Below are 14178 nucleotides of genomic sequence, written 5' to 3'. Positions count from 1 at the left end.
AAAGATTGGTGATCAGGCCTGGAGGCTGGAGAGTGAGTCCTTGGCGGCGGCGGCCACTGCCTCCGCCGTGATGCCGAACTCCTGGAAGAGGCGCTTGTAGTCGGCGGAAGCGCCGTAGTGCTCGAGGCTGACGGAACGGCCGGCATCGCCGACGAATTCGCGCCAGCCCAGGGCGAGGCCTGCTTCGACGGACACGCGTGCCTTGACGGCCGCCGGCAGGACGGATTCGCGGTATGCCGCGTCCTGCTTCTTGAACCATTCGACGCAGGGCATGGAGACAACCCGGGCTGCAATGCCCTCGGACTGCAGGGCTTCGCGTGCCTGGACGGCCAGCTGGACCTCGGAGCCCGTGGCGATCAGGATGACGTCGGCCGGAACCGTGGCGCCGTCCTTCGATGCCTCGGCCAGGACGTAGCCGCCCTTTGCCACGCCGGCGGTGGAAGCGAAGGTGTCGCCATCGGCGTCGCCCTCCCCGCGTTCCCAGGTGGGAATGTTCTGGCGGGTCAGGACGATGCCTGCAGGGTTGGCGTGGTTTTCGAGCATGGTCTTCCACGCGGCAGCCACTTCGTTGGCGTCGCCGGGGCGGACCACGTCCAGGCCCACGATGGCGCGCAGTGAGGCGAGCTGTTCCACCGGCTGGTGGGTGGGGCCGTCCTCGCCCAGGCCGATGGAGTCGTGCGTCCAGACGTACAGCGACGGAACGCCCATCAGGGCGCCGAGGCGGATGGCGGGGCGCTGGTAGTCGCTGAAGATCAGGAACGTTCCGGAGAAGGCCCGGGTGTTGCCGGCCAGGCTGATGCCGTTGACGATCGATGCGGCGGCGTGCTCGCGGATGCCGAAGTGCAGGACGCGGCCGTACGGGTTGCCCGACCAGGCACCGGTCTGCTTGGATGCCGGCACGAAGGACGGGGAGCCTTCGATGGTGGTGTTGTTGGACTCGGCGAGGTCGGCGGAACCGCCCCAGAGTTCGGGCAGGACCGGGCCCAGGGCGTTGAGGACCTTGCCGGATGCCGCGCGGGTGGAAACGTCCTTGCCGGCCGGGAAGACCGGAAGCGCCGCATCGACGCCCTCGGGGAGTTCCTGCGCCTCGATGCGCTGCAGGAGTGCCGCGCCTTCGGGGTTGGCTGCCTGCCACGCGTTGAAGGACTCTTCCCATTCCTTGCGCTCGGAGGCGCCGCGCTCCACAACCTTGCGGGCGTGGTCCAGGACCTCCTGGTCGACCTGGAAGGACTTGGCGGGGTCGAAGCCCAGGACTTCCTTCAGCGCTGCGACTTCCTCGGCGCCGAGCGCGGAACCGTGGATCTTGCCGGTGTTCTGCTTCTTGGGGGCCGGGTAGCCGATGATGGTCCGCAGCGAGATGATGGACGGCTTGGAGGTTTCGGCCTTGGCCGCGAGCAGGGCGCTGTAGAGCTCCTGGACGTCCTCCTTGTATTCCCCGGTGCGGGTCCAGTCCACGCGCTGGGTGTGCCAGCCGTAGGCCTCATAGCGCTTCAGGACATCCTCGGTAAAGGCGATGTCGGTGTCGTCCTCAATGGAGATGTGGTTCTCGTCGTAGATGACCACGAGGTTGCCGAGCTCCTGGTGGCCGGCCAGCGACGAGGCTTCAGCCGTGACGCCTTCCTGCAGGTCGCCGTCGGAAGCAATAACCCAGATGGTGTGGTCAAAGGGCGACTCGCCAGCCGGCGCGTCTGCGTCGAACAGGCCGCGCTGGCGGCGCTGCGAGTAGGCAAAGCCCACCGAGGAGGCCAGGCCCTGGCCGAGCGGACCGGTGGTGATCTCCACACCGGCGGTGTGCTTGTACTCGGGGTGGCCCGGGGTCAGGGAACCCCAGGTGCGGAGGGCCTCGAGGTCCTTCAGTTCCAGCCCGTAGCCCGACAGGAACAGCTGGATGTACAGCGTCAGCGACGTGTGGCCGGGGGACAGGACGAAACGGTCGCGGCCCAGCCACTGGGGATCACGCGGATCATGGCGCATCAGCTTCTGGAACAGCAGGTAGGCGGCCGGCGCCAGGCTCATCGCGGTACCCGGGTGGCCGTTGCCCACCTTCTCCACGGCGTCGGCGGCCAGGACACGGATGGTGTCCACGGCACGCTGGTCCAGGCTGGTCCATGACAGTTCTTGCTCTTCCAAATGTGGCACGAAAACCGGGCCCCTCTCTTTGCTGGTGGCGGTGGTACACGGGGTTCGGTCAAAGGCGCCCTGTGTGGCGCCCGCTGCCGTTGCGTACCAGCCGTCCACCATCGAAACGTTGATCCTTGATTCCAGTCACGGACAGCGTAGGGAATGCGTTTTCCACTGCTTTCCTGCTGCGTGCTGATCTGGTGACAGCTTAGCTCTTATCCATACTGCGGGCGGTGCAAATCTCACGTTGTGGACGCAATTTCCCCTTTTGTGAATCACCATTCCGTGAGGTTGAGTTAATCTGCTCGAATCGGTGCGCGAGCAATCATCTGCGCATACGGCGGGGCCGGGACACGGCCGGCGGCGCGGTATGATATTCGGAGGCCAACACCGGGTGGGCATTGCTGTCGCCGCCCGGAGTTCCCCGGCTGTTGCACGCACCAGGCGCTTTTCCTCCCTCGTGTTGTGCCCGGGTCCGGGCCGCACGACCGGAGCTGCTTGCCAGCCTCAACTGCCACACAGAACGGGTGACTGCCACCGTGAGCACAACAGATACGCCGCTGAACGCATCCCGGGCCGCAGGTTCCGGGTTTGCCCGCAAGGCAAAGGCGTATCTCGCCCTCACCAAGCCGCGCGTGATCGAGCTCCTCCTGGTCAGCACACTGCCCACCATGATCTACGCCGAGCGCGGCTTCCCGTCCCTTGGGCTGATCCTTGCCACGCTGGTCGGTGGAGCCTTCGCCGCGGGCAGCGCGGGGGCCTTCAACTGCTACATCGACCGCGACATCGACAAGCTGATGCACCGAACGGAAAACAGGCCGCTGGTCACCGGCGAAGTGACCCCCCGCGAGGCCCTGGTCTTCTCCTGGCTGCTGGGGGCGGCATCCATCGTGATCCTGTGGTTTGGTGCCAATCCGCTGTCGGCGTGGCTGGGCCTGGGGGCCATCTTCTTCTACGTGGTCATCTACACGATGATCCTCAAGCGCCGCACCGCGCAGAATATTGTCTGGGGCGGCGCGGCCGGTTGCTTCCCCGTGCTGATCGCGTGGGCCGCCGTCACGAACTCCGTCGAATGGCCGGCAGTCATCCTGTTCATGGTGATCTTCCTGTGGACCCCGCCGCACTACTGGCCCCTGTCCATGCGCTACGGCGAGGACTACCGAAACGCGAACGTTCCCATGCTCGGCGCCATCGCCGGGGCCAAGGTGGTATCCGTCCAGGTGGTCCTCTACGCCTGGGCCATGGTGGCCTGCTCGCTGCTCATGATCCCGGCCGGGGGTGCGGGCTGGGTCTATACCGTCACCGCGGTCCTCGCCGGAGCCTGGTTCCTTTATGAATCGCACGCCTTGTATGCCCGTGCCCAGCGCGAGGACATTCCGGATAAGCGCGCCATGAAGGTCTTCCACGGATCAATCAGCTACCTGACCCTGCTCTTCATCGCCCTTGCGGTGGACCCCTTCGTCGGAAACGCGATCATGGCCGGCTAGCAAGGCAGGTCCCGCAGAGGCGGCTCCCACGTGGCGTGGGGGCCGCCTCTCTGGTTTAAGCGGCAAGGCTTCCCCCGGGTCCGGGCTCACCTCCCGCCACTCAAATCCGTGTGACAGGTTTGTCATATGCGTCACTTTAACTGTCATTGACAGTGACCGGCTGCTTACGGTGGAGCGGACCCTTCCCCCGAGCAAAGGAAAACCATGGAAGCCCGTCCCACCGCAGCCACCGCCCCCAGCCACAGCCCGCCCGGAGGCGGGGGCAGCCGTTTCAGGTTCCACCGTCCGGCCGCCACCATGCACCTTGCCGCCGATGTACCGGCCTCCCTGGTGGTGTTCCTCGTGGCCCTTCCCCTCTCGCTTGGCATCGCAGCAGCGTCGGGGGCACCCATCATGGCCGGACTCATTGCCGCCGCCGTCGGCGGTATCGTGGCCGGCAGCCTCGGCGGCTCACCGCTCCAGGTGAGTGGACCCGCCGCCGGACTGACCGTCGTCGTCGCCGGCCTGGTCCAGGAATTCGGCTGGCAGGTTACCTGCGCCATCACCGCAGCGGCCGGCGTCGTGCAGCTCCTGCTGGGGATCAGCCGCGTGGGCAGGGCCGCCCTCGCCGTTTCGCCGGTGGTGGTCAAGGCCATGCTCGCCGGGATCGGCATCACCATCATCCTGCAGCAGCTCCACGTACTCCTCGGCGGACAGCCCGCCGGCTCTGCACTGGAAAACCTCGCCGGGCTGCCGTCGGCCATCACCAACCTTGAACTGCACGCGGCACTGCTCGGACTGGCCGTGGTGGCAATCCTCCTGTGCTGGAAGTTCCTGCCGGCCGCTGTCCGCCGCGTTCCCGGCCCCCTGGCGGCCGTGGCAGCAGGGACCGCTTTGGCCGTCGCCTTTGCGCCGGGCGTGAAGCGTATCGCACTGGACGGTTCGATTTTCGATGCCATCGCGCTGCCTCAGCTTCCGGACGGCAACTGGCGCGCCTTTGCCTTTGCCGTCCTGACCATGGCACTGATCGCCAGCATCGAATCACTGCTGTCAGCCGTGGCGGTGGACAAGATGCACACCGGCACCCGGACCAACCTGAACCGGGAGCTGGTCGGCCAGGGCGCCGCGAACATTGTGTCCGGCTCACTGGGAGGCCTGCCCGTGACCGGCGTCATTGTCCGCAGTGCCACCAACGTGGAAGCGGGCGCGGCCACCCGGGCCTCCGCGGTACTGCACGGCGTGTGGGTCCTGGCCTTCTCCGCCCTCTTTGCCGGATTGATCCAGCTGATCCCGCTGGCGGTCCTGGCCGGCCTCCTGGTGGTGATCGGCGCGCGCCTGATCACGGTGGCTGACATCCGGACCAGCCTGCGCACCGGCGACCTGGCCATTTACGCCGTGACGCTGGCCTGCGTGGTGTTCCTGAACCTGCTCGAAGGCGTGATGATCGGCCTGGCCCTGGCCGCCGTCAGTGTGCTGTGGCGCGTCCTGCGGGCCCCCATCCAAGCCCACCCGCCTGCCGCGCCGTCAATTCCCTGGCGGGTGACCATCGGAGGTTCATGCAGCTTCTTCGCCCTGCCGCGGCTCAACAGCACGCTGCAGGCCGTGCCGTCCGGAGCCAGCGTGATGGTGGAGCTCAACGCCGATTACGTTGACCACCCCTTCCGGGAAGCCCTGCTCGCCTGGCAACAGCAGCACCAGGCCACCGGCGGCAACGTACGCCTCGAGGAGCACGGCAACACCGTGTTCCACGACGCTGCAGACCGCGCACCGCGGCGGGAAGTGGCCACGGAACTGCCCCTGCCGCCCCGGAAGGAGCCGCTGCTGCATGGCATCGACCGGTACCACCGGCGGTTTGCCCACCAGGTCCGGCCGCTGGTCCATGACCTCACGGAAACGCAGAACCCGGACAGCCTGTTCGTGGCCTGTGTTGATTCCCGCGTGAACCCGAACCTGATCACCAGCAGCGGCCCCGGGGACCTGCTCACCCTTCGGAACATCGGCAACGTGGTGTGCGGCCACGGCCGTGACGCATCCATCGATTCGGCCCTGTCCTTCGCGGTGGACGGCCTGGGGGTGCAGTCGCTGGTGATTTGCGGGCACTCCAATTGCGGTGCCATGAAGGCCGTGCTCGCGGAAGCCGGGGGCGGGGACAACCGTTCCCTCGGCGACGCGTTCGTGCAGTGGCTCGACCATGCCCGGCCGGGTTACACGGAGCTGTTGGCGGGCCATCCGGTCGGCAGGCAGGCCGCCGCAGCCGGTTACGGCAGGGTGGACCAGCTGGCCATGGTGAACGTGGCGGTGCAGCTGGCGAAACTGCAGGAACATCCGGTGGCCGGACCCGCGCTGGCATGCGGCCGCGTGCAGGCAACGGGACTGTTCTACGACATCGCCACGGCGCGAGTCCTGCAGATCACGGCGGACTCCATTGAGAGCCTGGACCCGGCGTTCGACGGCGGCCTGCGGACCGCCGCCGTTTCCCCGGGCCGCTAGGACTGCAGACCCGCAGGAAGTGCCCGAACCGCCAGGCGCCCCGGTCCGCAATGGACCGGGGCGCCCCGTGCTTTGAGAGTGTGGCGTGTCCTGAAGCCGGAATCCAACGATTTCCTGGGCCGCCCGGGACTGCCGAGACCTACCGCCCCGGCCGGGAGGTCTCCTGCGGGCTGGAGTGGGCAATGTCCCACGCGTTGGTCGATGCCGCCATCAGCAGCGCAGCACCCAGCATGTGGGCAGCAACCAACAATGCGGGAATGCCGTTGTAGTACTGCGTGAACCCGATGATTGCCTGCAGCACGGTGACGCCCAGGAGAGCCAGGACGGCTGCGCGGAAGGGGCCCCTGATGCGTCGCCTGACGACCAGGACGAGGGCCACCAGCGTCCCGGCGGTCACCAGGTACGCCGGCACGGCGTGGATGTGGGAGAACAGGTCCCAGTCAAGGTTGTTGCGGGGCGCATCAGCGTCCCCGGCATGCGGGCCGGCGCCCGTAACCACCACGCCGAGCATCACGGCGACCGCCGAGAAGAGGGCGACGGCGGCCGTCACCGGGCGCAGGGCAGCGGGCAGGGCGGCGGGGTGGGATGCAAGGAAGCGGCCCGTACGACCGAAGGCCCGGTTCACCAGGAGGGTGGCAAAGACCACCAGGGCCATGGAGACCAGGAAGTGCAGGCCCACCACCCACGGGTTCAGGTTGGTCAGGACGGTGACACCGCCGATGATCGCCTGCGCCGGGATGCTGGCCAGCAGTCCGAGGGCCAGGAGGAAGAGGTCCCGGCGTTCCTTCCGGAGGTTCCACAGGTACACCAGCATCAGGGCTGCGACGGCGGCCAGCGCGAAGGTCAGGAGCCGGTTTCCGAACTCGATGAAGCCGTGGATGCCCATTGCGGGGGTGTTCACCAGGGAATCAGACGTGCAGCGGGGCCATGTGGGGCATCCCAGGCCTGACGCGGTCAGGCGGACGGCGCCGCCGGTCACCACCAGGAGTGTCTGGCCGATCAGCGAGGCGACGGCGAGGCGGCGGACGCGGACGTCCACGGTGCGGGGGAGCCGCGAGGCCAGGCGGCCGGCGAACTGGGGGAGGCGTGAAGCCGTGGTCACGATTATCTCAATTCCACTTGAACCAACGGATGGCTGCTGCTCCGGCGATGGCCGTCCAGAGGAGCAGGATGAGGGCGGCGCCGCCGTTGACGGCACCATCCAGGAAGGCTGCGCGCATCGACTCGCCCAGGGCGCCGGACGGCAGGAAATGCACAACCGCCTGGGCGGCAGCAGGCAGCCGTTCGGCCGGGATGACGATCCCGCCCATGGCGCCCAGCAGGATCCAGAGGAGATTGGTGATGGCCAGCGTTGCCTCAGGCCTGACCGTTCCCGCAACCAGCAGGCCCAGGGCGGTGAACGCCGCCGCGCCCAGCGCGAGCAGGGCCAGCCCCGGAAGCCAGCCCGCCGCCGTCGGCTGCCACCCCAGCGTCAGGGCGACAAGGCCCACCACCACCACCTGGACGCACAGGACGGCCAGGACGGACAGGACCTTGCCGGCGATCAGGCCGCCCCTGCCCAGGGGCGTGGTGGAGAGGAACCGGAGTACGCCGTAGCGGCGGTCGAAGCCGGTGGCGATGCCCTGACCGGTGAAAGCCGTGGACATGGCACACAGGGCAAGGATTCCTGGAACGGCCACGTTGATGCGGCTGGAGCCCATCCCGTCCAGGAAGGGTGTGACCGTCAAACCGACGAGCGCCAGCAGCGGCAGCACCACCGCAAGGATCAGCTGTTCGCCGTTGCGCAGCATGGTCAGCGCCTCGTATTTTCCCTGCAGGAGGACACGCCGGAGCAGGGACGCCGGCTGCTGCGTCTCCAGGCCAGCTGCGTTGCTCATCGGATGTCCTTTCCTGAAATGTCCAGAAAGACGTCTTCAAGGCTACGCGCCTCGAGGCTCATTGATGCGGGCATGATCCCCTTCTCTTCCCACCACTGGGCAAGGGCGGAGAGGTGGCGCGGGGTCAGGACGCCGGTCACGGAATAGCTTCCGGCCCGGGTTTCGGAGATGTCGACGCCGGCCGGCAGCACCGCTGACAGGTCAAGGCCGGCAGGTCCCTCGAACGCCAGCGTCCGGACGTGGTCGCCGCCCTGGCCGGCAGCCGGGCTGCGCTGCAGCAGTTCCTGCACCGTCCCCTCGGCCACGTTGCGTCCGCCGTCGATGATGTAGACATAGTCGGCCAGGCGCTGGGCGTCGTCCATGAGGTGCGTGGTCAGGATGATCCCCATGCCGCTGTTGCGCAGTTCGGCGATCAGGTCGAACACCAGCTGCCGGGACTGGGGGTCCAGGCCTGCACTGGGCTCGTCCAGGAACAGGACCTCGGGGCGTCCGATGAGGGCGGCGGCCAGTGCCAGCCGCTGCTTCTGGCCGCCCGACAGCCGGCGGACGCTGGTCCGGCTGAAGGTATCGATGGCGAGCCTGCCCACCAGGTCCTCCAGCGGCCAGGGCCGCGCGTACAGCCCGGCGATGTGCCGCAGCAGGGGCAGGGGCCGGGCGGAGGGCGGCAGTCCGCCGTCCTGCAGCATGACACCGACGCGGGAGCGCAGGTCCGCGCCGGCCGTTGCAGGGTCCAGGCCCAGCAGTGAGATGCTGCCGCCGGTGCGCTTTTGCAGGCCCTGCGCGCATTCGAGGGTTGTGGTTTTTCCGGCGCCGTTGGCGCCGAGCAGGGCCGTGACCTGGCCGCGTTCGGCCACCAGGGAGACGCCGCTGACAACCCGAAGCATCTTGCCGTCCAGGCTGGAGAGGGGGCCGACGTCCTTGATGAGCCCATGGATGGACAGGACGGGGGACTGGGGGGATCGCACCACAATATTCTACGGGACGTAGTATTTTCTTACGTCCGGGTTGGGAAGCCCTTCGACTCGACCGGTGCCGTGGTCACATTCCGTCGGTAACCAAAGGTCAGCCTGTCCTTACTGGAGCCCGGGACTAAATTACGACATGATTGTGTTGTGTATTCCATGACCAACGCTACAGCTGTGCCCGTGGCCGGCCCCGGGACTGGTGGATCCAGTCCTCTGGCCGATGCCGACGAGCGGACCCGGGACCGGGTCCTCGCTGCCGTCCTGGAGCACGGCCCCGTCAGTGCGGCCGAACTGGGGGACATGCTGGGATTCACCCCGGCCGCCGTCCGGCGCCACCTGGACCACCTGTCGCGCGCAGGCGTCATCGAAGTCAAGCGGGTGGCCAAACCCGGAGCGCGCGCCGGCCGTCCGGCCCGCCGCTACGTCCTGAGTTCCCAGGGCCAGTCAAGCCTCGGCAATGATTACCTGGACATCGCCGCCCTTGCGCTCCAGCAGCTGCAAAAGGTTGCGGGACCTGACGCGGTCCGGGCCTTCGCCGTCGAACGTTTCGCGGACATGGAGCGCCGCTACGCACCCGAAATCGAGCAGGCCGGCCCGGATATCCGGGACCGGGCGAAGGCCCTGTCAGCCGCCCTCAGCCGCGACAACTTCGTTGCGTCCACGGCCACCATCGAGGCCAAGGCACCCCTTCCTGCGGCGCTCTCCAGCGTGCAGCTCTGCCAGGGACACTGCCCCATCCAGCAGCTTGCAGCCCGGTTCCCGGTGTTTTGCGACGTCGAAACCGAGGTCTTCTCAAGGCTGGTGGGAGTCGATGTCCGCAGGCTCTCCACGCTGGCCCGCGGCGGCCACGTCTGCACCACCCACATTCCTACAGGCAGGCTGTCTGCCAAACCGGCCCCCGAGCCGGCTGCAGCCCCCGCCGGCCTGGACGAAGAAATCAACCATCAGCAAGAAAGGCCGTGATGACGGACCAACTATCAGAGAAAGCAGTAGCCGAAAACACTGTGATCTCGGAGATTCTGGAAAAGAATCCCGAGCTCCATGGCATCGGCAACTACGAGTACGGCTGGGCCGACAAGAACGACGTCGGCGCCAATGCACGGCGTGGTCTCGATGAAGAGGTAGTCCGGGACATTTCGGCCAAGAAGAGCGAACCCGAGTGGATGCTCGACCTGCGCCTGAAGGGCCTGAAGTACTTCGACCGCAAGCCCATGCCCACCTGGGGTGCAGACCTCTCCGGCATCGACTTCGACAACATCAAGTACTTCGTCCGCTCCACCGAGAAGCAGGCCGCCACCTGGGAGGACCTGCCCGAGGACATCCGCAACACGTACGAGAAGCTGGGCATCCCGGAAGCCGAGCGCAGCCGCCTGGTCTCGGGCGTTGCCGCGCAGTACGAGTCCGAGGTGGTGTACCACCAGATCCGTGAGGACCTCGAGGCCCAGGGCGTCATCTTCCTGGACACGGACACTGCACTGAAGGAACACCCGGAGATCTTCCAGGAGTACTTCGGCACCGTGATCCCGGTGGGCGACAACAAGTTCGCGTCGCTGAACACCGCCGTCTGGTCGGGCGGCTCCTTCGTGTACGTGCCCAAGGGCGTCCACGTGGACATCCCGCTGCAGGCTTACTTCCGCATCAACACGGAAAACATGGGCCAGTTCGAGCGCACCCTGATCATCGCCGACGAGGACTCCTACGTCCACTACATCGAAGGCTGCACCGCGCCGATCTACACCTCTGACTCGCTGCACTCCGCCGTGGTGGAGATCATCGTCAAGAAGGGCGCCCGCGTCCGCTACACCACGATCCAGAACTGGTCGAACAACGTGTACAACCTGGTGACCAAGCGCGCGGTCTGCGAAGCCGGCGCCACCATGGAATGGGTGGACGGCAACATCGGCTCCAAGGTGACCATGAAGTACCCGGCCGTCTACCTGGTGGGCGAGCACGCCAAGGGCGAGACCCTGTCCATCGCGTTCGCCGGCGAAGGCCAGCACCAGGACACCGGTTCCAAGATGGTGCACATCGCGCCGAACACCAAGAGCTCCATCATCTCCAAGTCCGTTGCCCGCGGCGGCGGCCGTGCGGCCTACCGCGGCCTTGTGCAGGTCCGCGAAGGCGCCAAGCACTCGGCCAACACCGTGCGCTGCGACGCCCTGCTGGTGGACACCATTTCACGCTCTGACACCTACCCGTACATCGACATCCGCGAGGACGATGTCCAGCTGGGACACGAGGCCACCGTTTCCCGCGTCAGCGAGGAACAGCTGTTCTACCTCATGTCCCGCGGCATGCCCGAGGACGAGGCCATGGCCATGATCGTGCGCGGCTTCATTGAGCCGATCGCCCGTGAACTGCCCATGGAATACGCCCTTGAGCTGAACCGCCTCATCGAACTCCAGATGGAAGGATCCGTCGGTTAATGACTGCCGAAGCAACTACCGAGAAGGCCCGCATCGGCGCGCCGTCGATCGCCGGTTTCACCGAGGAGGGCGAACACCTCGTCGCCTCCAAGGTTGACCGCCACCACAGCCACGGCACGCAGGTCATGTCCTCGCGCGCCGAACGCCTTACCAGCCATGACGTGGCCGACTTCGCCCTGCCCAACGGCAGGGAAGAGGAATGGCGCTTCACCCCGGTGCGCGAACTGGCCAACCTGCTGTCCGACACCCCGTCGGAGGACGGCGCCCTGGGCGTCACCGTAGAGGCGCCGGCATCCGTGACGCAGCGGACCCTCCGCGCCGGTGAGGCCCCCCGTGGCGCCACCCTGGTGCCGGCTGACCGTGCCGCCGTCGTGGCCTCCGCCAACGCCGCGGACGCCCAGCTCATCTCCATCCCCGCGAACGCCGAACTTGACGCCCCCGTGCGCCTGGTCCTGACCGGCAACGGCGCGGGCCGCCGCACCAACTCGCACCTCGTCATCGAAGCCGGCGCGAACAGCCGTGCCGTGGTGATCATCGAGCACGACGGAGCAGCCGACCACAACGGCAACGTCGAGGTCCTGGTCCGCGACGGCGCCAAGCTGACCGTGGTTTCCGTGCAGCTCTGGGAAGACGACGCCAAGCACCTGGCACAGCACGACGCCGAGGTTGCCAAGGACGCCGTGTACAAGCACATCGCGGTGACCCTCGGCGGAAAGATCGTCCGCCTGAACTCCAACGTCCGCTTCGCCGGTGAAGGCGCCGAGGCAGAGCTCCTGGGCCTCTACTTCGCCGACGCCGGACAGCACCTTGAGCACCGCTCCTTCGTGGACCACAACAAGCCCAACTGCACGTCCAACGTCCTGTACAAGGGCGCGCTGCAGGGCAAGGGCGCGCACACCGTCTGGGTGGGCGATGTTCTGATCCAGAAGCAGGCGGAAGGCACCGACTCCTACGAGAAGAACCAGAACCTGGTCCTCACCGACGGCTGCCGCGCCGACTCCGTGCCGAACCTCGAGATCGAGACCGGCCTGATCGAGGGTGCCGGCCACGCCAGCGCCACCGGCCGCTTCGACGACGAGCACCTGTTCTACCTGATGGCCCGCGGCATCCCCGAGGACGTCGCCCGCCGCCTGGTGGTCCGTGGCTTCCTCAACGAGATCATCCAGCAGATCAAGGTCCCGGCCCTCGAAGAGCGGCTGACCGAAGCTGTTGAGCGCGAACTCGCGGCAATCGACTACTAGGGACAGGCAGGCAGGAACGTATGAGCGGGACTCCCAAGGGTGAGCTGGTATGCAGTGCCGGCGATATCCAGGTCAAGCAGGCGCTGCGCATCCTGGTCGACGGCTACCCTGTGGCCGTCGTCCGGGATTCGATGGGTGACATCCACGCCATCGGCGACACCTGCTCGCACGCGGACATTTCCCTGTCCGAGGGCGACGTGGAAGGCTGCACGATCGAGTGCTGGGGCCACGGCTCCCAGTTCGACCTGCGCAGCGGCCAGCCGCTCCAGCTCCCCGCCTACGATCCCGTGCCCGTCTTCGCCGTCGAACTCGACGGGGACGACGTCTACGTGGACGTCACCAACGTTTTGAACGGCGCGGCAGTAGACAACTACTGAGCGCCCGCAGCACCAGACTTACGAGCGAAAAGAAAGAAGAGCATGTCAACTCTTGAGATCAAGGACCTGCACGTCAGCATTGAGACGGAACAGGGCACCAAGGAGATCCTGAAGGGCGTCAGCCTGACCATCAGGACCGGCGAAACCCACGCCATCATGGGCCCGAACGGCTCCGGCAAGTCCACCCTGGCGTCCACCATCGCGGGACACCCCCGCTACACCGTCACCAGCGGCACCATCACCCTGGATGGCGAAGACGTGCTGGACATGAGCGTCGACGAGCGTGCCCGCGCCGGCCTCTTCCTGGCCATGCAGTACCCGGTGGAGGTTCCCGGCGTCACCATGACCAACTTCCTGCGCACCGCCAAGACCGCCATCGACGGCGAAGCACCCAAGCTGCGTACCTGGACCAAGGACGTCAAGGACGCCATGGAGAAGCTGCGCATCGACGCCGACTTCGCCCAGCGCAACGTCAACGAAGGCTTCTCCGGCGGTGAGAAGAAGCGCGTGGAGATCCTCCAGCTGGAACTCTTCAAGCCCAAGTTCGCCGTGCTGGACGAAACCGACTCCGGCCTGGACGTCGACGCGCTCAAGATCGTCTCCGAGGGCGTCAACCGCGCGCACTCCGAGGGGAACATGGGCACGCTGCTCATCACCCACTACACGCGCATCCTGCGCTACATCAAGCCTGACTTCGTGCACGTGTTCGTGGACGGCCAGGTTGTCGAGGAAGGCGGCCCCGAGCTGGCCGACCGCCTCGAGGAAGAAGGCTACGACCGGTACGCCAAGGGCGCCGGCGCAGCCACCGTCGCGGCTCCCGCCGCAGTACAGGCCTAGTTAGGACTTGTCATGACCGAAATCAAGCCGGGCCGGACGGCCCTGGAGGACGTCGAAGAGGCGCTCAAGGACGTCATCGACCCTGAGCTCGGCGTCAACGTGGTGGACCTGGGGCTGTTGTACGGCCTCAAATACTCCGATGACGACGGTGCGCTCCTGATCGACATGACGCTCACCACCGCCGCCTGCCCTCTCACCGACGTGCTCGAGGAGCAGGTGGGCCAGGCGCTGGACGGCGTCGTGGACGACTGGCGGCTGAACTGGGTCTGGATGCCGCCATGGGGTCCCGAGCGGATCACCGACGACGGCAAGGACCAGATGCGGGCCCTCGGCTTCAACATCTGACAGGCCTGAAGTACGACGACGGGCGGTTACCTT

Annotated in this window: 12 protein-coding genes; 8 read left to right on the top strand and 4 right to left on the bottom strand. The window is 66.9% G+C overall.

Annotated features, from left to right (window positions below):
* Window positions 1-12: 12 nt before the first annotated feature.
* Window positions 13-2130 (bottom strand): transketolase, encoded by a 2118-nt coding sequence (gene tkt / locus RM50_RS16120; protein WP_043454856.1) that lies wholly within the window; start codon window positions 2128-2130, stop codon window positions 13-15.
* Window positions 2131-2648: 518 nt separating this feature from the next.
* On the opposite strand from tkt, the gene RM50_RS16115 reads away from it, so the two are divergent.
* Both RM50_RS16115 and RM50_RS16110 read left to right on the top strand, forming a co-directional pair.
* Window positions 2649-3608 (top strand): heme o synthase, encoded by a 960-nt coding sequence (locus RM50_RS16115; RefSeq protein WP_043454769.1) that lies wholly within the window; start codon window positions 2649-2651, stop codon window positions 3606-3608.
* A gap of 204 nt (window positions 3609-3812) precedes the next feature.
* Window positions 3813-6077 (top strand): SulP family inorganic anion transporter, encoded by a 2265-nt coding sequence (locus tag RM50_RS16110; RefSeq protein ID WP_043454768.1) that lies wholly within the window; start codon window positions 3813-3815, stop codon window positions 6075-6077.
* 139 nt (window positions 6078-6216) lie between these two features.
* On the opposite strand, the gene RM50_RS16105 is transcribed toward RM50_RS16110, so the two are convergent.
* From RM50_RS16105 to RM50_RS16095, 3 genes are read right to left on the bottom strand one after another with little or no spacing between them, the layout of a single operon-like run.
* The gene (locus RM50_RS16105) at window positions 6217-7179 is read right to left on the bottom strand and encodes a COX15/CtaA family protein (protein ID WP_043454767.1); all 963 of its coding nucleotides are present in this window, start codon (window positions 7177-7179) and stop codon (window positions 6217-6219) included.
* Between the two features lie 7 nt (window positions 7180-7186).
* Window positions 7187-7954 (bottom strand): ABC transporter permease, encoded by a 768-nt coding sequence (locus tag RM50_RS16100; protein WP_043454766.1) that lies wholly within the window; start codon window positions 7952-7954, stop codon window positions 7187-7189.
* Window positions 7951-8919, bottom strand: coding sequence for an ABC transporter ATP-binding protein (locus RM50_RS16095; protein ID WP_043454765.1), 969 nt, complete (start codon window positions 8917-8919; stop codon window positions 7951-7953). Before RM50_RS16095 ends, RM50_RS16100 begins: the two co-directional genes overlap by 4 nt.
* Window positions 8920-9075: 156 nt before the next feature.
* Here RM50_RS16095 and RM50_RS16090 point away from each other — a divergent pair, with 156 nt between their 5' ends.
* The 6 genes from RM50_RS16090 to RM50_RS16065 are packed head-to-tail and all read left to right on the top strand — an operon-like array spanning window position 9076 to window position 14145.
* Window positions 9076-9882: a helix-turn-helix transcriptional regulator gene (locus tag RM50_RS16090; protein WP_043454854.1), complete on the top strand. Its 807-nt coding sequence runs from the start codon at window positions 9076-9078 to the stop codon at window positions 9880-9882.
* Window positions 9882-11345, top strand: coding sequence for a Fe-S cluster assembly protein SufB (gene sufB / locus RM50_RS16085; RefSeq protein WP_043454764.1), 1464 nt, complete (start codon window positions 9882-9884; stop codon window positions 11343-11345). The genes RM50_RS16090 and sufB overlap by 1 nt, the downstream gene beginning before the upstream one ends.
* A complete protein-coding gene (gene sufD / locus RM50_RS16080; RefSeq protein WP_043454762.1) occupies window positions 11345-12586 on the top strand; it encodes a Fe-S cluster assembly protein SufD in 1242 nt (413 codons plus the stop codon). The genes sufB and sufD overlap by 1 nt, the downstream gene beginning before the upstream one ends.
* A 20-nt stretch (window positions 12587-12606) precedes the next feature.
* Window positions 12607-12963 (top strand): non-heme iron oxygenase ferredoxin subunit, encoded by a 357-nt coding sequence (locus RM50_RS16075; protein WP_043454760.1) that lies wholly within the window; start codon window positions 12607-12609, stop codon window positions 12961-12963.
* A gap of 42 nt (window positions 12964-13005) precedes the next feature.
* Window positions 13006-13800: a Fe-S cluster assembly ATPase SufC gene (gene sufC / locus RM50_RS16070; protein WP_043454759.1), complete on the top strand. Its 795-nt coding sequence runs from the start codon at window positions 13006-13008 to the stop codon at window positions 13798-13800.
* Window positions 13801-13812: 12 nt separating this feature from the next.
* Window positions 13813-14145: a metal-sulfur cluster assembly factor gene (locus tag RM50_RS16065; protein WP_018761278.1), complete on the top strand. Its 333-nt coding sequence runs from the start codon at window positions 13813-13815 to the stop codon at window positions 14143-14145.
* Window positions 14146-14178 lie beyond the last annotated feature (33 nt).

This window comes from Pseudarthrobacter phenanthrenivorans (assembly GCF_000813845.1).
In the GTDB taxonomy this organism is placed as follows: domain Bacteria; phylum Actinomycetota; class Actinomycetes; order Actinomycetales; family Micrococcaceae; genus Arthrobacter; species Arthrobacter phenanthrenivorans_B.
Note: the sequence above shows the minus strand (reverse complement) of the source record. Positions and strands in the feature narration are given on the sequence as shown.

Bases quoted from the DNA above. Each gene is read 5' to 3' on its own strand.
- RM50_RS16065 (WP_018761278.1), top strand. From the start codon at position 13,813: ATGACCGAAATCAAGCCGGGCCGGACGGCCCTGGAGGACGTCGAAGAG.
- RM50_RS16110 (WP_043454768.1), top strand. From the start codon at position 3,813: ATGGAAGCCCGTCCCACCGCAGCCACCGCCCCCAGCCACAGCCCGCCC.
- RM50_RS16075 (WP_043454760.1), top strand. From the start codon at position 12,607: ATGAGCGGGACTCCCAAGGGTGAGCTGGTATGCAGTGCCGGCGATATC.
- RM50_RS16090 (WP_043454854.1), top strand. From the start codon at position 9,076: ATGACCAACGCTACAGCTGTGCCCGTGGCCGGCCCCGGGACTGGTGGA.
- sufB (WP_043454764.1), top strand. From the start codon at position 9,882: ATGACGGACCAACTATCAGAGAAAGCAGTAGCCGAAAACACTGTGATC.
- sufC (WP_043454759.1), top strand. From the start codon at position 13,006: ATGTCAACTCTTGAGATCAAGGACCTGCACGTCAGCATTGAGACGGAA.
- RM50_RS16100 (WP_043454766.1), bottom strand. From the start codon at position 7,954: ATGAGCAACGCAGCTGGCCTGGAGACGCAGCAGCCGGCGTCCCTGCTC.
- sufD (WP_043454762.1), top strand. From the start codon at position 11,345: ATGACTGCCGAAGCAACTACCGAGAAGGCCCGCATCGGCGCGCCGTCG.